General features: G+C 44.2%; 22 protein-coding genes. 21 read left to right on the top strand and 1 reads right to left on the bottom strand.

Annotation, left to right across the window (positions count from 1 at the left end):
- Nucleotides 1-95 precede the first annotated feature (95 nt).
- The 11 genes from coaBC (at nucleotide 96) to spoVM (ending at nucleotide 11,704) form a co-directional block, all read left to right on the top strand.
- Nucleotides 96-1,301 carry a bifunctional phosphopantothenoylcysteine decarboxylase/phosphopantothenate--cysteine ligase CoaBC gene (gene coaBC, locus ACR65H_RS07695; RefSeq protein WP_440499662.1) on the top strand — a complete coding sequence of 402 codons (1,206 nt, stop codon included), beginning with the start codon at nucleotides 96-98 and terminating at the stop codon, nucleotides 1,299-1,301.
- Entirely contained in the window at nucleotides 1,298-3,709 is a 2,412-nt protein-coding gene (gene priA, locus ACR65H_RS07690; RefSeq protein ID WP_440499566.1) for a primosomal protein N', read from the top strand. The genes coaBC and priA overlap by 4 nt, the downstream gene beginning before the upstream one ends.
- Before the next feature lie 33 nt (nucleotides 3,710-3,742).
- Nucleotides 3,743-4,240 (top strand): peptide deformylase, encoded by a 498-nt coding sequence (def, locus tag ACR65H_RS07685; protein ID WP_440499565.1) that lies wholly within the window; start codon nucleotides 3,743-3,745, stop codon nucleotides 4,238-4,240.
- The gene (gene fmt / locus ACR65H_RS07680; RefSeq protein ID WP_440499564.1) at nucleotides 4,237-5,178 is read left to right on the top strand and encodes a methionyl-tRNA formyltransferase; all 942 of its coding nucleotides are present in this window, start codon (nucleotides 4,237-4,239) and stop codon (nucleotides 5,176-5,178) included. Before def ends, fmt begins: the two co-directional genes overlap by 4 nt.
- A complete protein-coding gene (gene rsmB, locus ACR65H_RS07675) occupies nucleotides 5,175-6,530 on the top strand; it encodes a 16S rRNA (cytosine(967)-C(5))-methyltransferase RsmB (protein WP_440499563.1) in 1,356 nt (451 codons plus the stop codon). The genes fmt and rsmB overlap by 4 nt, the downstream gene beginning before the upstream one ends.
- Before the next feature lie 69 nt (nucleotides 6,531-6,599).
- Nucleotides 6,600-7,367 (top strand): Stp1/IreP family PP2C-type Ser/Thr phosphatase, encoded by a 768-nt coding sequence (locus ACR65H_RS07670; RefSeq protein ID WP_440499562.1) that lies wholly within the window; start codon nucleotides 6,600-6,602, stop codon nucleotides 7,365-7,367.
- Nucleotides 7,357-9,321, top strand: coding sequence for a Stk1 family PASTA domain-containing Ser/Thr kinase (gene pknB, locus ACR65H_RS07665; protein ID WP_440499561.1), 1,965 nt, complete (start codon nucleotides 7,357-7,359; stop codon nucleotides 9,319-9,321). The genes ACR65H_RS07670 and pknB overlap by 11 nt, the downstream gene beginning before the upstream one ends.
- A 14-nt stretch (nucleotides 9,322-9,335) precedes the next feature.
- Complete coding sequence (gene rsgA / locus ACR65H_RS07660) at nucleotides 9,336-10,223, top strand: ribosome small subunit-dependent GTPase A (RefSeq protein WP_440499560.1); 888 nt, start codon at nucleotides 9,336-9,338, stop codon at nucleotides 10,221-10,223.
- Nucleotides 10,223-10,888 (top strand): ribulose-phosphate 3-epimerase, encoded by a 666-nt coding sequence (gene rpe / locus ACR65H_RS07655; RefSeq protein ID WP_440499559.1) that lies wholly within the window; start codon nucleotides 10,223-10,225, stop codon nucleotides 10,886-10,888. Before rsgA ends, rpe begins: the two co-directional genes overlap by 1 nt.
- Nucleotides 10,888-11,541, top strand: coding sequence for a thiamine diphosphokinase (locus ACR65H_RS07650; RefSeq protein WP_440499661.1), 654 nt, complete (start codon nucleotides 10,888-10,890; stop codon nucleotides 11,539-11,541). Before rpe ends, ACR65H_RS07650 begins: the two co-directional genes overlap by 1 nt.
- Before the next feature lie 13 nt (nucleotides 11,542-11,554).
- Nucleotides 11,555-11,704: a stage V sporulation protein SpoVM gene (gene spoVM / locus ACR65H_RS07645; protein WP_153010010.1), complete on the top strand. Its 150-nt coding sequence runs from the start codon at nucleotides 11,555-11,557 to the stop codon at nucleotides 11,702-11,704.
- A gap of 177 nt (nucleotides 11,705-11,881) precedes the next feature.
- On the opposite strand, the gene rpmB is transcribed toward spoVM, so the two are convergent.
- Nucleotides 11,882-12,070 (bottom strand): 50S ribosomal protein L28, encoded by a 189-nt coding sequence (gene rpmB, locus ACR65H_RS07640; RefSeq protein WP_440499558.1) that lies wholly within the window; start codon nucleotides 12,068-12,070, stop codon nucleotides 11,882-11,884.
- A gap of 221 nt (nucleotides 12,071-12,291) precedes the next feature.
- Between rpmB and ACR65H_RS07635 the strand changes: the two genes are divergently transcribed.
- From ACR65H_RS07635 to ACR65H_RS07590, 10 genes are all read left to right on the top strand, one after another.
- Nucleotides 12,292-12,651, top strand: coding sequence for an Asp23/Gls24 family envelope stress response protein (locus ACR65H_RS07635; RefSeq protein WP_440499557.1), 360 nt, complete (start codon nucleotides 12,292-12,294; stop codon nucleotides 12,649-12,651).
- Nucleotides 12,652-12,672: 21 nt separating this feature from the next.
- Nucleotides 12,673-14,331 carry a DAK2 domain-containing protein gene (locus tag ACR65H_RS07630; RefSeq protein WP_440499556.1) on the top strand — a complete coding sequence of 553 codons (1,659 nt, stop codon included), beginning with the start codon at nucleotides 12,673-12,675 and terminating at the stop codon, nucleotides 14,329-14,331.
- A 120-nt stretch (nucleotides 14,332-14,451) separates the two neighbouring features.
- Nucleotides 14,452-15,114: an L-serine ammonia-lyase, iron-sulfur-dependent subunit beta gene (gene sdaAB, locus ACR65H_RS07625; protein WP_440499555.1), complete on the top strand. Its 663-nt coding sequence runs from the start codon at nucleotides 14,452-14,454 to the stop codon at nucleotides 15,112-15,114.
- A 15-nt stretch (nucleotides 15,115-15,129) separates the two neighbouring features.
- The gene (gene sdaAA, locus ACR65H_RS07620; RefSeq protein ID WP_440499554.1) at nucleotides 15,130-16,038 is read left to right on the top strand and encodes an L-serine ammonia-lyase, iron-sulfur-dependent, subunit alpha; all 909 of its coding nucleotides are present in this window, start codon (nucleotides 15,130-15,132) and stop codon (nucleotides 16,036-16,038) included.
- A complete protein-coding gene (gene recG, locus ACR65H_RS07615; protein ID WP_440499553.1) occupies nucleotides 16,019-18,067 on the top strand; it encodes an ATP-dependent DNA helicase RecG in 2,049 nt (682 codons plus the stop codon). The genes sdaAA and recG overlap by 20 nt, the downstream gene beginning before the upstream one ends.
- A 187-nt stretch (nucleotides 18,068-18,254) precedes the next feature.
- Complete coding sequence (fapR, locus tag ACR65H_RS07610) at nucleotides 18,255-18,836, top strand: transcription factor FapR (protein ID WP_440499552.1); 582 nt, start codon at nucleotides 18,255-18,257, stop codon at nucleotides 18,834-18,836.
- Nucleotides 18,836-19,828, top strand: a complete 993-nt coding sequence (gene plsX / locus ACR65H_RS07605) for a phosphate acyltransferase PlsX (RefSeq protein ID WP_440499551.1) — start codon at nucleotides 18,836-18,838, stop codon at nucleotides 19,826-19,828. The genes fapR and plsX overlap by 1 nt, the downstream gene beginning before the upstream one ends.
- On the top strand, nucleotides 19,825-20,760 hold the full coding sequence (gene fabD / locus ACR65H_RS07600; protein WP_440499550.1) for an ACP S-malonyltransferase: 936 nt from the start codon (nucleotides 19,825-19,827) through the stop codon (nucleotides 20,758-20,760). The genes plsX and fabD overlap by 4 nt, the downstream gene beginning before the upstream one ends.
- Nucleotides 20,760-21,506 (top strand): 3-oxoacyl-[acyl-carrier-protein] reductase, encoded by a 747-nt coding sequence (fabG, locus tag ACR65H_RS07595; protein ID WP_440499549.1) that lies wholly within the window; start codon nucleotides 20,760-20,762, stop codon nucleotides 21,504-21,506. Before fabD ends, fabG begins: the two co-directional genes overlap by 1 nt.
- 165 nt (nucleotides 21,507-21,671) lie before the next feature.
- Nucleotides 21,672-21,908, top strand: coding sequence for an acyl carrier protein (locus ACR65H_RS07590; RefSeq protein WP_440499548.1), 237 nt, complete (start codon nucleotides 21,672-21,674; stop codon nucleotides 21,906-21,908).
- The last annotated feature ends 12 nt before the right edge of the window (nucleotides 21,909-21,920 follow it).

Here is a 21,920-nt window from a genome sequence, read left to right as displayed (position 1 = left end):
GGGAGTTTGTCTTTTTTGAAAACATTTTCCTGCAAGTCCATATCAACTGGCATTGGACAAACTTGACATATAGCGTATTTACGGAAAGGGTGGGACTGTTGTTGAATAAAAAAATACTTGTCTGTGTAACTGGCGGAATAGCTGTCTATAAAGCAGTTGCACTAGTAAGCAAACTAGCGCAATCTGGAGCGGAAGTGAAAGTAATGATGACTGCCTCGGCAATGGAATTCGTGACGCCGCTTTCTTTTCAGGTACTGTCACGGAATGATGTGTATTTCAATACATTTGACGAAAAAGATTCGAGTGTCATCGCCCACATCGATCTCGCCGACTGGGCTGACCTTGTCGTTGTAGCGCCAGCAACTGCAAATGTCATTGGAAAGCTTGCGAATGGTATTGCGGATAATATGGTCACGACAACTCTGCTTGCGACGACGGCGGAAGTGTGGATTGCTCCAGCTATGAATGTACATATGTACGAGAATAAATCGGTCATTCGGAACATCCAGCAGCTTCATGAGGATGGCTACCGCTTCATAGAACCTTCAGAAGGCTTTTTGGCTTGCGGCTATGTCGGTAAAGGGAGACTGGAAGAGCCTGAAAAGATAGTTCAACTTATTGAGCAAAGATTTTCCAAACCTGAAAATCTTCCATTGTCAGGGAAAAAGGTCGTTGTTACTGCAGGTCCTACCCGAGAAAGAATAGATCCTGTACGTTATATTTCCAACTTTTCAAGCGGTAAGATGGGTTACGCAATTGCGGAAGCTGCAGTCGCATTAGGAGCGGAAACAATTTTGATTTCCGGTCCGGTTGAAATGCAGAAGCCGAATGGCGTCCAGCTAATCAACGTGGAAAGTGCAGCTCAGATGCTTGATGCTGTAATCAGTACATTCGCTGATGCAGATCTAGTTATTAAATCAGCAGCTGTTGCGGATTACAGACCGAAAGAGCAGCACACACAAAAGATGAAGAAAAAGGATGGAGATTCATCAATTGAGCTAGAGCGCACGACTGATATATTAAAAACTCTTGGTGAAATGAAAAAAGAGCAGATCCTAGTCGGGTTTGCGGCGGAGACAAATGATGCAATCGACTATGGCATGCAGAAGCTTTCCAATAAAAATTTGGACTATATCATTGTCAATGACGTAACTGATCCAGGCGGCGGCTTCGGCAACGATACGAATGTTGTTACATTATTATCAAGAAAGGGGAAAACATATCCTTTCGAAGCAATGCATAAAAAGGAATTAGCCAAAGTGCTGCTCCGGACGATTCTAGAATTGGAGAGTGACAAATGATAGCTGAAGTCATTGTCGATGTGTCGGCTTATCCAATCGACCGTCCCTTTGATTACGCTGTGCCTGGCCGCCTGGAAACAGTGATTGAATGCGGCTCTCGTGTTAAAGTCCCTTTCGGACCGAGAAAAGTGATTGGCTATGTCACTCGTTTAAAAGCTGAAAGTGATATCGAAGGAAAAAAGCTGAAAAAGATTGATGAACTAATCGATTTGGACCCAATTCTTTCTTCAGAGCTGTTAAGTTTGGCAAAAAAAATGGCTAAAGAGACGCTATCCTATGAAATTGATGCACTGCAAGTGATGTTGCCTGCAGCGATGCGAGCGAAATACGAGAAATTCATCAGTATTGAAAAACCTGATGAAATAGCCGATGCACAATTTTTAATGTTTTTGAATGGACGTACTCGTATTCCATTGAAGCAGATCACTGATTCCGCAATTTTGAAGTTAGTGAAGGATTATTCTGAAAAAGGGATAGTTACAGTTGATACGGCAATTAGCCAACAGACGAAAGTGAAAAAAGTACGAATGATTCAAATCGGAGATATTGCCAAGTTAATGGAAATCCTCGGAAAGATCCATCCGAATGCTAAGAAACAAGCGGAATTGATCAGGTGGATGATCGATCATGCAGGGGAGTCGATGGAGGCAGCAAAACTGCTGAATGATTCAGACGTTCAAAATCCGGTCCTCAAAGCGATTATTGAAAAGGGCGGAGCGGTAGAAGCATACGTTGAAACGTATCGTGAACCCGATGCCCCGAAGCTTTTAGATACACCAATCCCACTTCAGCTGACGATGGAACAGCAAACAGCTCTCGACAAAGTGAAAACAGCAGCGGATTCCGGTAAAACCGAAACATTCTTGTTGCATGGCATCACGGGAAGCGGAAAAACAGAAGTCTATCTTCGAGCGATCAATCATGTTCTGGATCAAGGGAAAGAAGCGATCGTCCTCGTTCCAGAAATTTCATTAACCCCTCAAATGACCGCCCGTTTCCAGGAACGGTTCGGCAGCCTAGTCGCAGTCATGCATAGTGGTTTGTCTGCAGGAGAAAAATATGACGAATGGCGAAAGATTCATCGACGTGAGGTGAAGGTCGTCGTCGGTGCAAGGTCCGCTATCTTTGCACCATTTGAAAATATAGGGATCATTATCCTCGATGAAGAGCATGAATCGACATATAAACAGGAGGATACCCCCCGTTACCATGCTAGAGATGTTGCGATTTGGCGTTCAGAGTATTATGGCTGCCCTGTCATTCTAGGAAGCGCTACCCCTTCGCTTGAATCATATGCCAGGGCCACGAAGGGCGTCTATACACTATTAGAGCTATCAAAGAGGGCGAAAAGCCAATCTTTGCCGGCTGTCACGGTAGTTGACATGAGGGATGAGTTGAAGGAAGGGAATCGGTCGATGTTTTCCGTTCAATTGGCAGAAGCAATCCGCCTTCGATTGGAGAAGAAAGAGCAGACAGTCCTTTTTCTCAATAAAAGAGGCTTCTCATCATTTGTATTGTGTAGAGATTGCGGAACAGTCGTCCAATGTCCAAATTGCGATATTTCATTAACGTATCATCGGGCAAATGAAAGCTTGAAATGTCATTATTGCGGTCATGAAGAGCCGGTGCCTCTCGTTTGTCCGGAATGTGAAAGCGAACATATCCGATTTTTCGGGACAGGTACGCAAAAAGCTGAAGAAGAAATAACAAAATTATTCCCTGAAGCACGAGTGCTCCGGATGGATGTAGATACAACACGCCAAAAAGGTGCCCACGAACGCATTTTGAGACAATTCAGCGAAGGGAAGGCAGATATTCTCCTTGGCACACAGATGATTGCAAAAGGGCTTGATTTCCCAAATATTACGTTAGTTGGGGTGTTAGCTGCAGATACGACTTTGCATTTGGCGGATTTTCGTGCTGCGGAAAAGACGTTTCAGCTAATGACCCAAGTAAGTGGACGAGCTGGCAGGCATGATTTGGCAGGTGAAGTTTTCATTCAGACATACTCGCCCGACCATTATGCAATTGAACTTTCAAAAACCCAGCATTACGAAACATTTTACAACTTGGAGATGTCTGCACGTAAACAATACGGTTATCCTCCATTCTTCTATATAACACTCGTACAGTTTTCGCATGAGGATTTATTGAAAGTCGCCGATTTTGCGGAAAAAGGGACAAGATATTTGAAAAGTTCACTGTCACCAGAGACTGTCATTATAGGTCCGGCGGCGGCAGCGATCAGTCGTGTGAACAATAGATATCGTTACCAATGTTTGATAAAATACAAAAAAGAACCGAAGCTGATTGAAACGCTTCAGCAATTAATCAGAATGTATCGGACGAACTGGATGAAGGAAGGTCTGCTCATGACAGTGGATATGGATCCGACTTCAATTTTTTAACCGATATGAACTAGTTGGAAAAGAGGAATTGAATTGGCAATACTTGAAATCGTAAAAAGCCCTTCAACATTATTGACACAGCGTTGCAAGGAAGTAGAAAAATTTGACGAGAAATTGGCTAAGCTGCTCGATGACATGTACGACACAATGATTGCTTCGGATGGAGTAGGGCTTGCTGCTCCTCAAGTCGGAGAGCTACTCCGAGTCGCCATTGTGGATATGGGGGAAGGGGACGAAGTGATCGAAATGGTCAATCCCGTCGTCACTGCAATCGGAGGATCGGTTGTGGAAATTGAAGGTTGTTTAAGCTTCCCTGGTCTTTACGGAGAGGTGGAACGACCATTTTACGTGAAGGTAGAAGCGCAGGAACGGGACGGATCTTTGTACGAACTGGAAGCCGAAGACTATGAAGCACGTGCCATCCTACATGAAATCGATCATTTGGATGGGATTCTATTCGATTCGAAAATAACAAGAATCGTAGACCCCGAAGAATTTGAACAGGTTGATGAGGAGGATGAAGAGCAATGACAAAAATCGTATTCATGGGAACTCCTGACTTTTCTGTCCCTGTTTTGAGAATGCTACATGAGGAAGGATACGACATCATTGCCGTCGTCACTCAGCCTGATCGTCCTGTTGGCAGGAAGCGGGTACTAACACATCCGCCAGTCAAGGAAGAGGCACTCCGGCTCGGTTTGTCAGTATTACAGCCTGAAAGACTGAGATCGTCCGAGGAACTTGCGTCACTTATCGAGATGAAGCCTGATTTGATCGTCACTGCGGCATACGGGCAAATTTTACCGAAAGACTTGCTTGAAGTTCCTCATCTCGGATGCATTAATGTCCATGCTTCATTGTTGCCGAAATACCGAGGTGGCGCACCGATCCACCAAGCGGTCATCGATGGTGAAGCGGAAACAGGTGTCACGATCATGTACATGGTGGAAAAGCTCGACGCGGGAGATATCATTTCACAAATAAAGATACCGATTCTTGAAGAAGATAATACTGGCATCCTTTTTGAAAAATTATCTGTTGCCGGCACAGAGTTATTGAAAGAGACATTGCCTTCTATCATAGAAGGCACGAATGAACGAATTCCTCAGGATGAGAAATATGTTTCATTCGCAGGCAATATAACACGTGAACAAGAGAAGATCGACTGGTCTAAAGGCGGCAATGATATTTTCAATCAAATTCGTGGATTATTCCCTTGGCCGGGAGCCTATTCAGTTTTCCAAGGGGAAAACGTGAAAATCTGGAAAGCAGAAAAGACAGATGTCACTTCTACAGCATCGCCTGGAACAATAGTAAAATTACTAAAAGATAAATTAATCATTAAAACAGGCGATGATACTTCCGTCGCCATTACTGAATTACAACCTGCTGGAAAAAAGAGACTATCTGCTGAAGAGTTCTTGAATGGCGTAGGAGCCAAATGGAATGAAGGGGACCAATTCGAATGACAAACGCCAAAAAAAGAATTTGGAATGGCAATGTCCGTGATGCTGCATTATCAATACTAATGGAAATCAATCAGAATCAAGCCTACAGCAATCTGCTGCTAAACCGAACGATTAAAAAATACGACATTGATTCAAAGGACAGAGGTTTACTGACTGAATTGACGTATGGGACTTTGCAACACCGTTTAACATTGGATTATTATTTGGAGCCATTCGTAAAAGGAAAATTGGATCCGTGGGTAAGAGAATTGCTACGATTATCCATTTATCAAATTGTTTACTTAACGAAAATCCCCCCACATGCTGTCGTCCATGAAGCTGTAGAAATAGCGAAAAGAAGAGGTCATAAAGGGATTGCCTCTACTGTGAACGGCATTTTGCGTTCTGTGCTGCGAAAGGGTGTCCGTCCAATCGATGATATTGAGGACGATATTGAAAGAATGTCCATTGAAACGAGTCATCCTGCATGGTTGATCGAACGTTGGGTAAAGCAATTCGGCAAGGAAGAAGCATTGGCAATGGCTCACGAAAATAATCATCCCGCGCGCATGACAGCAAGGGTCAATTCATTGAAATCGACAGTCGATGAAGTGATGACAGCTTTGGCGAAGGAAGGGATTGAAGCATCAAAAGGCGAGGTCATTCCCGGGAGCATCCAAACGTCTAGCGGAAGCTTAGCGAATACGAATGCATTTGTTGAAGGTTCTTTGACGATCCAAGATGAAAGCTCCATGCTGCCTGTCCTTGCCCTCGATGTGAAGCCCGATATGAAAGTTTTGGACATGTGTGCCGCTCCAGGCGGAAAGACGACTTTTATAGCCGAGAAGATGAACGATCAAGGCGAAATTTATGCACATGATTTACACGAGCATAAACTTTCACTCATTGAATCGAATGCAAAACGCCTCGGCATTCAATCTATAACGACGAAGAGCGGAGATAGCAGAGACTTGGAGTCTGTTTATGGGCCTGCATCATTTGACCGTATTCTTGTCGATGCACCTTGCAGCGGTCTTGGCGTCATCCGGCGCAAGCCTGAAATCAAATACAATAAAACGGAACAGGATTTAGCGAGTTTAACTGAGATTCAGGAGCAACTGCTAGATACAGCTTATCGTCTAATTAAAGATGACGGCATTATTGTTTATAGTACATGTACAATCGAGTACGATGAAAATGAAGGGATGGTTCGCAGATTCCTGAAAAAACATTCGGATGTTGAAATGGCTCCGCTCGATGCGCTTGCCAACAATGATTCTTTGACAGTCAAAGATCATATGCTGCAAGTATTGCCGCAACACTTTGGGAGCGATGGTTTTTTTGTAGCTGCATTCCGTAAAAAGAAAGACTAAAGTTCTGTATACGACATATAGCAAAAGATAAGGGGAAATTGATAATCGTTTATTGAAAAGGGGGGACGAGTGTTGCGATTCGAAGTAGTGACAGATATCGGAAAGAAACGGACAGTAAATGAGGATAGTGCGGCGGTCTTTTCAATTCAAGACGGACCGACGCTCGCAGTTGTCGCGGATGGCATGGGTGGACATCGTGGCGGAGACTATGCAAGCTCGACAGCGGTCAAGATACTGGGTGAAGAGTTCTTGAAAGTAGAGGATTCGGCAAGTATGGACGAGGAAGACTGGAAAGATTGGCTTCTCGAAACAATTTTGCATGTCAATCGTACATTATATGAAATTGCGGAAAATGATACAGAATATAAGGGAATGGGAACTACGTTGGATGCGGTCCTAATTTACGGGAATAATGGACTTGTAACGCATGTTGGAGATAGTCGTGTTTATATGATAAAGCGAAATGAAATTATTCAAATTACGAAGGACCATTCTTTCGTCAATATATTGCTTGATTCCGGCGAAATTACTGAAGAGGAAGCGGCGACACATCCTCAAAGAAATTGGATCATGAGAGCAATCGGTTCCGAAAAGTCGATCATGCCTGATTTTTACCAAATCCAAATGGACGCGCAGTCATATTTATTGATATGTACGGACGGCCTCAGTAATAAAGTTGACAATGAACGGATTCGTGACATTGTCACTTCAGATGGGAATTTGCATGACAAGGCGGTTAAATTGGTTGAATTGGCCAATGAATTGGGCGGAGAAGATAATATTTCCGTCATTTTGGCGAGTCTACCGTCTGCGGAGGTGGCCGACAATGATTGGTAAACGAATTGGCGGCCGATACGAAGTGCTCAGAGGTATTGGAGAAGGAGGCATGTCGAAGGTCTATTTGGCACATGACATCATCTTAGATCGAGACGTCGCCATTAAAGTGCTGAACTACGATTTCGCAAATGAGCAGGACTTGAAAAAGAGATTCCAGCGAGAAGCTTTATCTGCCACAAGCTTGACTCATCCACATATCGTCAATATATTTGACGTCGGTGAGGACGAAGAGCTTCATTATTTGGTAATGGAATATATTGAAGGGCATACGTTGAAGAAGTATATCCAAACGAATGGTCCATTGCCAGTCCAGCAAGCGATTAAAATTATGAGGCAGCTCGTTTCGGCGATTGCTAATGCCCATCATAATGGAATCGTTCATCGAGATATTAAACCGCAAAATATTTTAATGGATGCAGAAGGCAATGTGAAAATTACCGATTTTGGAATTGCGATGGCTTTAAGTGCTACAGCGCATACGAAAACGAATTCTGTCATCGGAACGGTCCATTATTTATCCCCAGAACAAGCAAGGGGCGGTATGGCGACGAAAAAGTCAGATATATATTCATTAGGCATCGTCTTGTATGAATTGTTGACAGGTGAATTACCATTTTCTGCAGAGACTGCGGTTGCAATTGCTTTGAAACATTTACAGGAGGAGACCCCTTCTGTAAGACTGGCGTATCCAAATATTCCGCAAAGTGTCGAAAATGTCATTTTAAAAGCGACAGCGAAAGATGCTACATACAGATACCAATCGGCTGATGAGATGTATGAGGATTTGCTCACTGTTTTATCACCCGAAAGGCAGCATGAAGATAAATTTACGATTCCGCATGATGATGACCGTACTCGAATCATTCCGGCGATTACCGATACTTCAAATTTTGACGATTCAGATGCGACAAAAATTATCGAGCCAGTTGTTCCCCATCCGGTTCCACAACAGAAGAAAAAAAGGAAAAAATGGCCGCTATTCGTTGGTTTAACGGCATTTCTAGTAGCAATTGCAGCGCTTTTAATTATATTTTGGCCGACTTTATTCGGTCCTAAAACAGCCTTGATTCCGGAAGTTGTCGGTTTAGAGGAAGCAGAAGCGACTTCGTTGTTAGAAGAGAATGGATTTGTTGTTGAAGAAAAAGTGGAGGATTATTCGGAAGAATACCCGGCTGGACAAGTTTATAGCGTAAATCCGGAGGAAGGGAAAAAACATGAGATTGGATCGTCGGTAACGATTTACGTCAGCCTTGGAAAGGAAACGGCGGAGCTAGCCAACTACGTCAGCAGAGATTATGAGGACGTTGTGACATTCCTAGAAGGCCGAGGATTTAAAATTGCTGAACCGGAATGGGTATACGACGATGCACCGAAAGGGCAAATCTTGAAACAAACGCCAGAACCTGGAGAAGATGTCGTCCCTGAAGATACCGAAATTGAATTTACGGTCAGTTTGGGGAAACAATTGAAGACCCTTGCAGATCTGTCCAATTATACAGAGAATGAATTAAAGGATTATGCCGATAAGTCAGGCTTCAATATTCGGATCATAAAAAGGGAAGAATCCGATACGGTTAAGGAAGGCCATGTCATTTCACAAGATATACCTGCAAATACGGAACTTGAAATAGGGTCTAGAGTTGATGTCGTCATTTCAAAAGGCAAGGAACAGAAGCCAATAAAGTACTTCAAGAACATTGTTGATATTCCATATAAACCTTCGAACAATGATGAGGAAGATGATGAATCAACTGATCCAGAGCCGCAAACGATCAGTGTCTATATTCAAGATAGTAAATATTCAATGGCGGAACCTGTCGTTGAATTTACGATAACTGAAGATACGCAAAGAGAGATTATTGTCGCTTTGGAAGAAGGCCAACGTGGCCAATTCCAAGTCCGTAGAGGTTCAGAAATTATTGCAGAAAAAACAATCAATTATGATGACGAATAAGAAAGAGGGATTGGATGCCGGAAGGACAAATTAGAAAAGCGATCAGCGGATTTTATTATGTGAAAGATGAGAACGGGGAACTTGTCCAGTGCAAAGGTCGTGGGGTTTTTAAAATTAGGGGCATTTCGCCTCTTGTGGGCGATTTTGTCACGATTGTCCGTGATGGTGATAATGATGCGACAATCACTGAAGTACATGAAAGGAAAAATGAACTAGTCAGACCGCCAATCGCCAATATTGACCAGGCGTTACTAGTGTTTTCAATCGTGGAACCGGATTTCAGTCTTCACTTATTAGATCGTTTCCTTGTCGTTATCGAATCAGTCGGCGTCAAGCCAGTCATCTGTCTTACAAAGAAAGATGTGGCTAATGAAAAGGAACTTCAACAAGCCGAATCCGCAATCGCATACTATAAAGGGATCGGATACGATGTGATTGAAACTTTTATCGGGGACACGTCCCTTTTCCCTCTTCTTCATCCTTATTTGAATGGAAAGACGACGGTTCTAGCCGGTCAGTCGGGTGTTGGGAAATCGACATTGCTTAATACGTTGATTCCCGAGCTTTCCTTGAAGACCGGCGAGATTTCGGAAGCGCTTGGTAGGGGGAAACATACGACCCGACATGTAGAACTTTTAGAAGTGGCGGGGGGTCTAGTCGCCGATACACCGGGTTTTAGCTCGCTTGACTTCGATCATATCGAAAAAGAGGAATTACGAGATTATTTTATTGAAATGGAAACCGCGGCCCATGAATGTAAATTCAGAGGGTGTTTACATCTGAAGGAGCCAGGATGTGCCGTAAAAGAAAAAGTGGAGACGGGGGAAATACTGCAGTCCCGTTATAATAATTATTTGCAATTTCTACAAGAGATTACTGACCGAAAGCCGAGGTATAACTAATGATTAAAATAGCACCGTCCATATTAGCCGCGAACTTTTCAAAATTGGCAGATGAAGTGAAGGAAGTGGAACAAGCCGGAGCGGAACTGATTCATATCGATGTAATGGATGGCCATTTCGTTCCAAATATTACAATGGGACCTATCGTTGTGGAGGCGTTGCGTCCTGTAACGGATCTTCCATTGGATGTTCATCTCATGATTGAGAATCCCGATGCATATATTGAACAGTTCGCGAAAGCGGGAGCGGATTATATTACTGTCCATGTAGAAGCGTGCCGACATTTGCACCGCACGATTCAGTTAATCCGATCTTTTGGAGTGAAGCCGGGGGTTGTGCTCAATCCGCATACACCGGTTGAACAAATCTTCCACATCCTTGAAGATATCGACATGGTTTTATTCATGACGGTCAACCCAGGATTCGGGGGACAGAAGTTCATCCACTCCGTACTTCCGAAAGTGAAACAATTATCCGATCTGATTAAGGAAAAAGGACTGTCCATTGAAATTGAAATCGATGGAGGTGTCAATGAGGAGACGATCATTCCTTGCGTAAAGGCAGGTGCTACGGTATTAGTCGCTGGATCAGCCATTTACAACGAGGAAGACCGAACGGAAGCATTGCAGCGGATTAAAACGGCAGGGGAAAGCGTGTTGAATTGATGAAGAGGATCATCATTTGTGCCGGTGGGCCAGTCGAAGAATTGCCTGATTTAGCTGCTTACGAGTCGGATGAATCGATTTTTATCGGCGTGGATCGCGGGGCAATTCATTTATTGGATAAAGGAATTGTCCCTGCCGAGGCAGTTGGAGATTTTGATTCTGTGAGTGAAACGGAGTTTAGAAGAATTAGAGAATTAGTGGAACGTGTCGATTCATTCCAGTCTGAAAAAGACGAAACAGACACGGAATTGGCTATCGCTCGCGCTATTGCCTATCATCCGAAGGAAGTGATTTTGACCGGAGTCACGGGCGGAAGATTGGATCATTTCGAATCGGCATTGCATTTATTGTACCGGATGCAAAGTGAGCATAAAGAAATATCGTTTCTAATCCGCAATGCTACAAATGAGCTTTCCTTATTTTACCCGGGCGTCCATCGAGTTAAAAGAAATGCACAGCTTCCTTATATATCATTTTTCCCTTTTGGCAGTACTGTTGAGGGCTTGACGTTGACCGGATTCAAATACGAAACGGTAAACGCAAAAATGTCGATAGGTATGACAAAATTTACGAGCAATGAACCAATTTCAGAAGTTTGTACTATCTCATTCAGGCAAGGCATATGCTTAATGGTAAGAAGTTCAGATTCCTGAAAGGAGAAGGGAATTGCGAGTCTATACATTTACAATGCCGAAGTTTCTAAGTAGCTTTGTTCGCAAATGCATGGTAGTCTTCCAAAAAGAAGATAAGGCGAAAACCCAAGCTACTGCAAGCCAACGAAACAGAAAACGGAAAAAAGAAAAAACGTCAGGCTGAACTAATCGGCCTGGCGTTTTATTTCTTTGTCTTATAGTCGGAAAGTGAGTAAGTAATTGTCTAGCTCCAACGACCAGTCTCTCGGGTCATAAGCCATATTAGCTACACGGCAAAGTGCGCCGTTACGCTAATCTGTCTTATGCCTGTCGAGTCTAAGCGGTCGTTTCCGCTTTTCGTTTATACTCTTTGTACTTTACCTGATTTAAGTGCTCTTGCAGATACCCAAACACGCTTTGGTTTACCGTTAACAAGAATACGGACTTTTTGAAGGTTAGCTCCCCAAGTACGTCTGTTAGCGTTCATTGCGTGTGAACGAGCATTTCCAGAACGAGCTTTGCGTCCAGTAATAACACATTCTTTAGCCATTTTTATGACCTCCTCGCTAATAATGATTAAGCGATTCACTATCTAATTCGCATACCATAATACTTTATCACAGGAAATAATGGCTTGCAACCTTTTTTCACGATGCTTTCAAGTGAAACTCCTTTACACATTTATTGTTTGTTATGTTGTTGTTCTTTAATAATGTTTGTGTGTATAGTACAATGAGGGTAGTTATAAAGGATGCAGGAGGGGAAGCTTTCATGTCAATCGAGTTGAAAAACGATTATGGTACGATAGATATTACGAATGACGTCATTGCCCAAGTGGTGGGAGAGGCGGCAATCGAATGCTACGGAATTGTCGGCATGGCTTCGCGTCATCAGATCCGAGATGGACTAACGGATATCCTCGGGAAAGAGAATTATGCAAAAGGAGTCATTGTTAGGAATATCGGAGACGAGACGCACATCGATATGTATGTCATCGTCGGATATGGGACAAAAATCTCTGAGGTCGCATACCAAGTGCAATCCAAAGTGATCTATACATTGAAAAAGACATTATCGTTAACAGTGGATTCAGTGAATATATTTGTTCAAGGAGTTCGGGTGACGAACTGATAGAAGGAGGAAAACATTTCAATGAATTTTATTGATGGTGTGAAATTTGCCGACATGGTGAAGATGGGTGCTCATCACCTAAATCTGAATGCAGACTATGTCGATTCACTAAACGTGTTTCCCGTGCCTGACGGGGATACAGGGACAAATATGAATTTATCCATGACTTCTGGTGCCAAGGAGACTGAAGCGAATGTGTCTGCGCATTTGGGCAAGACCGCTCAAGCTTTGTCAAAAGGGCTGTTGATGGGCGCTCGCGGGAATTCAGGTGTTATTTTATCACAATTGTTCCGTGGTTTCGGGAAAGCTGTTGAAGAGGAAGGAAAGCTGGATAGCGTGAAGTTCGCCAATGCATTGGAATATGGTGTGCAAACTGCGTACAAAGCTGTCATGAAGCCTGTAGAAGGAACAATCCTCACAGTTGCTAAAGATGCAGCGAACAAAGGTGTAGAAGTGGCGAAATCTACAGAAGACATCATTAAAGTGATGGAAGCTGTTGTTGAAGAGTCGAAAGCATCATTGAAAAGAACTCCAGATCTTCTTCCTGTTTTGAAAGAAGTCGGTGTCGTTGATAGTGGTGGACAGGGCCTTGTCTATGTATATGAAGGCTTTTTGGCATGTCTGAAAGGCGAAGAGCTTCCTGAACGGACGAATATGGACGTAATGGATGATTTGGTCAACGCTGAGCATCATCGAGGAGTTCAAGGGTTCATGGACACTGCGGATATTGTATACGGTTACTGTACGGAGTTCATGGTGAAATTTGAGGATGACAAAGTGAAAAATCATCCTTTTGACGAAAGTGAATTCCGGCAAGATCTGAGCGAATTCGGAGATTCATTGCTTGTCATTTCAGATGAGGAAATCGCGAAAGTACATATCCACACCGAGGAGCCTGGAAATGCATTGAACTATGCACAAACATACGGTTCTCTCATCAATATTAAAATCGAGAACATGCGTCAACAGCATATCGATATCGTTGGAGAAAGCCATTCAACTAAAAAAGCGGAAACGGTTTCATATCCTTACGCAATTGTGACTGTTGCAATGGGTTCAGGAGTTGCCGACTTGTTGAAAAGCATAGGTGCCTCAGCTGTCATTGAAGGCGGACAGACAATGAATCCATCGACCGAAGATATTGTAAAAGCGATTAAAGATGTCAGCGCTGAGCGGGTCATCATTTTACCTAACAATAAAAATATCATCATGGCGGCAAAACAAGCAGCAGAAGTGATCGGTATCGAAGCGGCAGTCGTCGAAACGAAATCTGTTCCGGAAGGATTGGCTGCAATACTCGCGTTCAATCCCGAAGCTGGTGTCGTAGAGAATGAACAAGCTATGTCAAAAGCGGCTGCAGGCGTGAAAACCGGCCAAGTCACTTATTCGATAAGAGATACATCCATTGACGGCATCGATATTAAAAAAGATGACTTCATGGGGCTTGCAGGTAGTAAAATCGTAATCTCGAATCCATCTCTGGACGAAGTGATGAAGACATTGCTCGAATCACTGATTGATGAAGAAGATGAGATTGTAACGATTATCTATGGTGAGGACGTAACAGAGCAAGAAGCTGCCGAAATTGCAGAGTACGTGGAATCCACTTACGATCATACGGAAGTTGAATTGTATAACGGGAAGCAACCGCTTTATCCATATATCCTTTCCGTGGAATGACACGAAAGATGACGGTACCTTTCTACATAGAGGGTGCCGTTTTTCTATTTTGTCTTTATACGTAACTTACTGTAAAATGATAGTAAGCGTTTGCTTTTTTTATGAATGGGGGTAGTTTGTATGAAGTATAGATCGGTTTTTGAAATTATCGGTCCTGTAATGATTGGACCATCATCGTCACATACCGCGGGAGCTGCCCGAATTGGCAGAGTTGCCAGGGATTTATTCGGCCGCCAGCCTGAGTGGGCAAGAATCCATCTTTATGGTTCATTTGCTGAAACGTATAAAGGACATGGCACGGATGTTGCAATTGTCGGGGGATTATTGGATTATGACACGTTTGATGAAAGAATAAAAACAGCTTTTGAGGATGCTGCAGCAGCCGGCATGACGTTTGAGTTCATTCCGGAGGAAGAGGAAGCTGATCATCCGAATACAGCAAAAATTGTTATTGGCGATAGTCAGGGAGAAATGGAGCTTGTAGGCATTTCAATCGGTGGCGGAACGATGGAAGTTACCGAATTAAATGGTTTCCCGCTTCGTCTATCGGGCCATTTCCCTGCGCTTCTTGTCGTACATGATGACCGTGCGGGTGTCATCGCAAATGTTTCTAATGCCATCGCTTCTCAAGGCATGAATATTGCCCATATGGAAGTTGGAAGAAAAGAAAAAGGGAAAATGGCGCTAATGGTTATCGAAGTCGACCAGATGTTTGATGAAACGCTAATAAATGAATTGAAATCTTTGCCGAATGTCACGCAAGTTTCGACATTGGCGAATTGAGGAGGGAAATAAGAAATGGAAGTTCTATTCGGTACAGTGAAGGAACTAGTAGCTCTCGCAGAAGAGCAAAATAAACCGATTTCAGAAATTATGATCGAACAAGAAATGCTCATTACAAGACGGTCACGTGAAGAGATCGTCGCGCAAATGGAAAATAATCTTGCGGTCATGGAGAGCGCAGTCGAACAAGGTTTGCAAGGCGTGAAATCGACTTCCGGTTTGACTGGCGGGGATGCTGTTCTTCTTCAAAATTATATTAAGACAGGCAAATCGCTGTCAGGCGATCTTCTATTAGATGCTGTTAGCAAAGCGGTCGCGACAAACGAAGTGAACGCGGCAATGGGTATGATTTGCGCCACTCCTACAGCAGGAGCAGCAGGAATCGTGCCTGGAACACTTTTCGCAGTTAAAGAGAAATTGAATCCGACTCGCGAACAGATGGTGAATTACTTATTCACTTCCGGTGCATTTGGGTTTGTCGTAGCGAATAATGCTTCGATTTCAGGGGCTGCAGGAGGATGCCAGGCAGAAACGGGATCGGCTGCTTCAATGGCTGCTGCCGCTATTGTTGAAATGGCTGGAGGGACGCCTCAACAAAGCGCAGAGGCTTTTTCAATCGTTATGAAAAACATGCTCGGCCTCGTCTGTGATCCGGTTGCGGGTCTAGTGGAAGTACCCTGTGTGAAACGAAATGCGATGGGAGCCGCGAAAGCTCTTGTCGGAGCGGATATGGCTTTAGCAGGAGTTGTCAGCAGGATTCCTACGGACGAAGTGATTGAGGCGATGCATAGAATCGGCCAATCAATGCCTTCCGCACTCAGAGAAACCGCAAAAGGGGGCTTAGCGGCCACACCAACCGGAAAGGCGCTGGAAGCCCAGATCTTCGGAAAGGACAGAGCGGCGCGTGACACTGTCAATTCTTGATCCAGTCACAGCACTGAAAGGTGTAGGTAAGGCGTCTGCTGAACAATTTCAAAAATTGGGAATCGAAACGATTGAAGAATTGATCAATACATTTCCATACCGCCATGAAGATTTTAGACTAAAGAATTTGGCTGAAACGCCGCATAATGAACGGGTTACGATTGAAGGAAGGGTCGAAAGTGAGCCTTCCGTTCTTTTTTTAGGAAGGAATAAATCCCGTCTACAAATTCGGTTGCTTGCAGGAAATCATCTTGTCAAAGCGATTTTCTTCAATCAACATTACTTGAAGGATCGACTTTCAATCGGAATGATTGTTACGGTGACAGGTAAATGGGATCGCGGCAGGCAAGTGATCAATGTCAGCAATTTTAGCGAAGGACCGAAAACGGACCATGCAGATTTTGAACCTGTATACAGTTTGAAAAACGTCATGTATTTAAAGACATTCCGAAAATACATGAGACAGGCGCTAGATTTGTATAGCGGCGAAATGGAAGAAATACTTCCGCTTTCATTACGGGAAGCATATATGCTGCCTTCCATTGGAGAAGCACTAGAAATGGTTCATTTTCCAAAGTCCCCGAATGATGTAAAACAGGCGCGTAGACGTTTCGTATATGAGGAACTGTTGAAATTCCAGTTGAAGATGGTCGGAATGAAGAAAATCCGGAAAGAGAACGAAAAAGGAACTCCGATTCACTATGATCTTGACCGGTTAAAAGAGTTTATTTCTTCCTTGCCTTTTGAACTGACAAATGCGCAGAAAAAAGTTGTGAATGAACTTTGTGCTGAATTAAAAAGTCCGACGAGGATGAACCGTCTCTTGCAAGGTGATGTAGGTTCAGGGAAGACGGTCGTAGCAGCGATCGCTCTATTTGCGGCGATAACAGGAGGATTTCAAGGGGCTCTTATGGCGCCTACGGAAATTCTTGCAGAGCAGCATGCCAATTCCTTATCATCATGGCTTGAACCGTTCGCCGTGAAAGTCGCTTTTCTTTCAGGATCCACGAAAGGCAAGGCGAGAAGGATCATTATCGAAAAATTGCAGAGCGGGGAAATCGATCTGCTGATCGGAACGCACGCATTGATTCAACCAGATGTCAGTTTTTCTAATTTGGGTCTCGTAATCACCGATGAACAGCACCGGTTCGGTGTTGAACAACGTCGTGTGCTCAGGGAAAAAGGGCTGAATCCCGACGTTCTTTTCATGACGGCGACTCCGATACCTCGTACGTTGGCGATCACTGCATTTGGGGAAATGGATGTTTCCATCCTTGATGAAATGCCTGCTGGACGAAAAAAAGTCGAGACGTATTGGTTGAAAGAGGAATCCTTATTGCCGGTACTGCGGAAAATGGAGAAGGAATTGCAAGCAGGAAGGCAATCGTACGTCATTTGTCCATTGATCGAGGAGTCGGATAAGCTCGATGTGCAAAATGCGGTCGACGTCCACTCCCAGCTCACCCACCATTTCGCTGGTCGGTATACGGTCGGTCTTATGCACGGAAGACTTCATCCCGATGAGAAAGACGCAATCATGAGGGACTTCAGTGAAGGGAAAATCGATTGCCTTGTTTCTACGACGGTTGTAGAAGTTGGTGTGAACGTTCCAAATGCGACATTCATGCTCATTTATGACGCCACCCGTTTCGGGCTCGCCCAACTCCATCAGTTACGGGGGAGGGTCGGCAGGGGAGCGGATCAATCCTATTGTGTCCTTCTTGCCGATCCGAAAAACGAGGAAGGGAAAGAGCGGATGCAATCGATGACCGAGACGAATGACGGCTTCGTCTTAGCGGAAAAGGACCTTGAGCTCAGAGGAGCAGGAGACTTCTTCGGCAAGAAGCAAAGTGGAATGCCCGAATTCAAAATGGCCGACCTCGTGCATGACTACCGCGCATTGGAAACAGCACGTCAAGATGCCGAGAAGATGCTAGCATCCGATAGCTTCTGGACCTCTCCGGAATATAAATTCTTAAGAGAAGACTTGGAACAATCCGGCGCTCTTTCACAGGAACGCATGGATTAATATTGGTTACGAGGATAGACCTGCTGGTATATAGTTGCCGGTGGGTCTTTTCGCCTTTTCAAAGGTCGGTGAAGAGGTAGGATAGTAAAAAACTAAATGCATCAATCAATGTTTTGTAGAAATCAATGATGAACTATGATAATATACTGGTATTAGTACCAAGTGCTAATCCGGAAGGGTGAAACGAGTGAGAGTGCCAAAAAGGGAGAGGCAGCGCCAGCTTGAAATGAGCCTCGAACAAAATCCTTTTCTGACAGACGAAGAGTTAGCGAAACAATTTAAAGTAAGCGTTCAGACGATTCGATTAGACCGATTGGAATGTGGTATTCCGGAATTACGTGAGCGATTGAAAACAGTAGCCGCACGAACAATGGATGCAGAGGTGAAATCTCTTCAGTCCGATGAAGTGATCGGTGAAATCGTTGATATCGAGTTGGACAAGAGGGCAATTTCCTTATTCGACGTCACTGACGATCATGTCTTTCGAAGAAGTGGAATAGCTCGTGGCCATCATTTATTTGCGCAAGCGAACTCTTTGGCCGTTGCAATTCTCGATGATGATCTTGCTCTGACAGTCACATCGACACTCAATTTTTTGAAGCCTGTTAGATCGGGTGATCGCGTCATTGCACGCGCTACTGTGGATAAAGGGCGCTCAAATGAAAAGAGGACCTTTGTAGATGTTATTTCTACAGTCGAAAACGAGACTGTTTTTACAGGTGAATTCCAGATGTACCAGACTACGAACCACAGTAGGAGGGAATTATAATGATCATTGCTTTAGATGGGATGGGCGGAGATAACGCACCAGGTGAAATCATTGCAGGTGCTCTTCTAAGTTTATCGGAATTTGAAGATATACATATACATATTTATGGAAATGAAGAGAAGATGGCTCAGTATTTGAAGGAGCATCCACGTTTAAAAGTGATCCATTGTACAGAGAAAATCGAAGCAGAAGATGAACCGGTCCGTGCAATCAGACGGAAAAAAGATGCTTCGATGGTCAGAATGGCGCAAGCTGTAAAAGATGGCACAGCTGATGCTTGTGTCTCTGCTGGGAACACGGGTGCGCTAATGGCGGCCGGTCTTTTCATCGTCGGACGCATTGAAGGCATCGATCGCCCGGCATTAGCGCCGACGTTGCCGACGATTGACGGACAAGGGTTCGTTTTCTTGGATGTCGGGGCAAATTCAGACGCAAAGCCTGCTCATTTGCAGCAATATGCTATCATGGGCAGCATTTATGCAGAAAAAGTCCGTGGAATTCAAACACCACGCGTCGGTCTATTGAATATCGGAACTGAAGTAGGCAAAGGAAATGACCTGACAAAAGCAGCATACGATCTTCTTTCTGAAGCGCCTATTCAATTTGTCGGAAATGTCGAATCAAGGGATATTTTGAGTGGGCCGGCAGATGTTATTGTAACTGACGGATTTACAGGAAATATGGTATTGAAAACGATTGAAGGAACAGCTCTCGGATTCTTTTCGATGCTGAAAGAAGTATATGGTGCCTCATTGAAGTCGAAGCTGTCTGCTGCAATGGTGAAAGATGGCCTCAAAGGTTTGAAAAAGAAAATGGACTACACGGAGTATGGCGGAGCAGGTTTGTTCGGTTTGAATTCTCCAGTTATAAAAGCACACGGCTCCTCGAATGCCAATGCGATATTAAACGCGATTAGACAAGCAAGGACTATGGTCGAATTCGATGTATGCGGAACAATTAGAAGGACAGTTGGAAAGGTGGAAGCGGAATGACGAAAGTAGCGTTTATATTCCCGGGTCAAGGTTCGCAATCAGTAGGAATGGGAGCGGAGTTTTTCAAAAGTGGGGGTAATTTCCTTGAACGAGCAGATGAAGTGTTGCAGTTCGGCTTAAGCCGCTTACTTACAGAAGGCCCCCAAGAGGAGCTGACATTGACGTATAATGCCCAACCCGCCTTATTGACAGTCGGCGCTATGATCGCTTCAAAGCTTGTGGAAGAAGGCATTACGCCTGACTATACGGCTGGTCACAGTCTAGGTGAATATACTGCACTTGTCGCTTCGGGAGTACTGTCGTTCGAAGACGGCGTATCGGTCGTTCATCAACGCGGTCTATTCATGAATGATGCAGTACCTGCGGGTGAAGGAGCGATGGCAGCCATTCTTGGATTGGATGGCGAAAAGCTTCAAGAAGTGACGGATTCCATAACGGAAAAAGGCGACCCTGTCCAACCGGCAAACTTGAATTGCCCAGGGCAAATTGTTATTTCTGGCACGAAAGCAGGAGTCGAAAAAGCTTGCGTGGAACTTAAAGAAGCTGGGGCGAAACGAGCGATTCCTCTCGATGTGAGCGGACCTTTCCATTCATCCCTCATGAAGCCTGCAGCAGAACGTCTGAAAAAAGCTTTGGATGAAGTGGAAATGAAAGATACCTCTATCCCTGTCGTAGCAAATGTAAATGCAGAAACAGTTTCCGACCGCGAAGAAATCAAACAGTTGCTCGTGGAACAATTATACTCTCCGGTCCGTTGGGAAGATTCTGTCCGTGAGTTGATCAACCTTGGAGTCACACATTTCATCGAATGTGGTCCTGGAAAAGTGCTCAGTGGTCTTGTAAAGAAAATTGATAGATCTGTTACTGTGCTCCCTGTCTACGACGAAGAGACATTACAAGCAGTCATCGATGCATCGAAAGGGTGGGAATAATGGGTAGATTTGATGGAAAAACTGCGATTGTCACTGGCGCTTCAAGAGGAATCGGGCGCGAGATTGCGATTCTGCTAGGTAAAGAAGGTGCCCGTGTAGCGGTCAATTACAGTGGCAGTCAAGACAAAGCTGAAGAAGTCGTTGAATTGATCAAACAATCCGGCGGAGACGCTTTTGCTATTCAAGCAAACGTTTCAGATGCTGAACAAGTGAAACAAATGATTGACGAGACATTGAAAACATTCGGTTCAATTGATATGCTCGTAAATAATGCTGGAATCACACGTGATAACTTATTAATGCGCATGAAGGAAGACGAATGGGATGATGTCATCAACATCAACTTAAAAGGTGTCTTCCTCTGCACAAAAGCTGTGACACGCCAAATGATGAAGCAGCGTGCTGGGAAGATTGTCAACCTTGCATCGATCGTCGGTGTCATCGGTAATCCGGGACAAGCAAATTACGTCGCTGCAAAAGCCGGCGTAATCGGCTTGACGAAAACGACAGCAAGAGAGCTTGCTTCAAGGAATATTACCGTGAACGCGGTCGCTCCAGGTTTCATTACAACCGACATGACTGACGCTCTTCCTGAAGACGTGAAAGAGCAAATGCTAGCGACGATTCCTTTAGGAAAACTAGGATCCGCAGAAGACGTAGCAGGCGCAGTAGCATTCCTATTATCGAATGATGCAAACTATATTACCGGCCAGACTATAAACGTCGATGGTGGAATGGTGATGTAAGAATTTTAATATTGGAAAGGAGCGAAAGGCGGCGACTCCTGCGGGAAAAGCGTCAGCAGAAGACCCCGCAACGAAGCGTAGCGAAGTGAGGAGGCTGAAGCGACGCCCGCGGAAAGCGTCCGCCTGTAGCGAGTTTCCTGTATACATATTTGAAGGGAGGTGACTATGTTGTCAGTACTAGAACGTGTAACGAAAGTGGTTGTCGACCGTCTTGGTGTCGATGAAAGCGAAGTGAAACCTGAAGCTTCTTTCCGTGATGATCTTGGCGCAGACTCTTTGGATGTCGTTGAGCTAGTTATGGAACTAGAAGATGAGTTCGATATGGAAATTTCCGATGACGATGCTGAAAAGATCGGAACTGTCGGTGATGCAGTAAAATATATCGAAGAAAAAGTTAATTAATTTTAGTCGTAT

This window comes from Sporosarcina sp. SAFN-015 (genome assembly GCF_059415085.1).
The sequence above is the reverse complement of the archived record's forward strand: the minus strand, read 5'-3'. Positions and strand labels throughout refer to the sequence as shown.

Bases quoted from the DNA above. Each gene is read 5' to 3' on its own strand.
- pknB (WP_440499561.1), top strand. From the start codon at position 7,357: ATGATTGGTAAACGAATTGGCGGCCGATACGAAGTGCTCAGAGGTATT.
- fmt (WP_440499564.1), top strand. From the start codon at position 4,237: ATGACAAAAATCGTATTCATGGGAACTCCTGACTTTTCTGTCCCTGTT.
- rpe (WP_440499559.1), top strand. From the start codon at position 10,223: ATGATTAAAATAGCACCGTCCATATTAGCCGCGAACTTTTCAAAATTG.
- priA (WP_440499566.1), top strand. From the start codon at position 1,298: ATGATAGCTGAAGTCATTGTCGATGTGTCGGCTTATCCAATCGACCGT.
- ACR65H_RS07630 (WP_440499556.1), top strand. From the start codon at position 12,673: ATGAATTTTATTGATGGTGTGAAATTTGCCGACATGGTGAAGATGGGT.
- rsgA (WP_440499560.1), top strand. From the start codon at position 9,336: ATGCCGGAAGGACAAATTAGAAAAGCGATCAGCGGATTTTATTATGTG.
- ACR65H_RS07650 (WP_440499661.1), top strand. From the start codon at position 10,888: ATGAAGAGGATCATCATTTGTGCCGGTGGGCCAGTCGAAGAATTGCCT.
- fabG (WP_440499549.1), top strand. From the start codon at position 20,760: ATGGGTAGATTTGATGGAAAAACTGCGATTGTCACTGGCGCTTCAAGA.
- ACR65H_RS07635 (WP_440499557.1), top strand. From the start codon at position 12,292: ATGTCAATCGAGTTGAAAAACGATTATGGTACGATAGATATTACGAAT.
- ACR65H_RS07590 (WP_440499548.1), top strand. From the start codon at position 21,672: ATGTTGTCAGTACTAGAACGTGTAACGAAAGTGGTTGTCGACCGTCTT.
- plsX (WP_440499551.1), top strand. From the start codon at position 18,836: ATGATCATTGCTTTAGATGGGATGGGCGGAGATAACGCACCAGGTGAA.
- rsmB (WP_440499563.1), top strand. From the start codon at position 5,175: ATGACAAACGCCAAAAAAAGAATTTGGAATGGCAATGTCCGTGATGCT.
- sdaAA (WP_440499554.1), top strand. From the start codon at position 15,130: ATGGAAGTTCTATTCGGTACAGTGAAGGAACTAGTAGCTCTCGCAGAA.
- sdaAB (WP_440499555.1), top strand. From the start codon at position 14,452: ATGAAGTATAGATCGGTTTTTGAAATTATCGGTCCTGTAATGATTGGA.
- fabD (WP_440499550.1), top strand. From the start codon at position 19,825: ATGACGAAAGTAGCGTTTATATTCCCGGGTCAAGGTTCGCAATCAGTA.
- rpmB (WP_440499558.1), bottom strand. From the start codon at position 12,070: ATGGCTAAAGAATGTGTTATTACTGGACGCAAAGCTCGTTCTGGAAAT.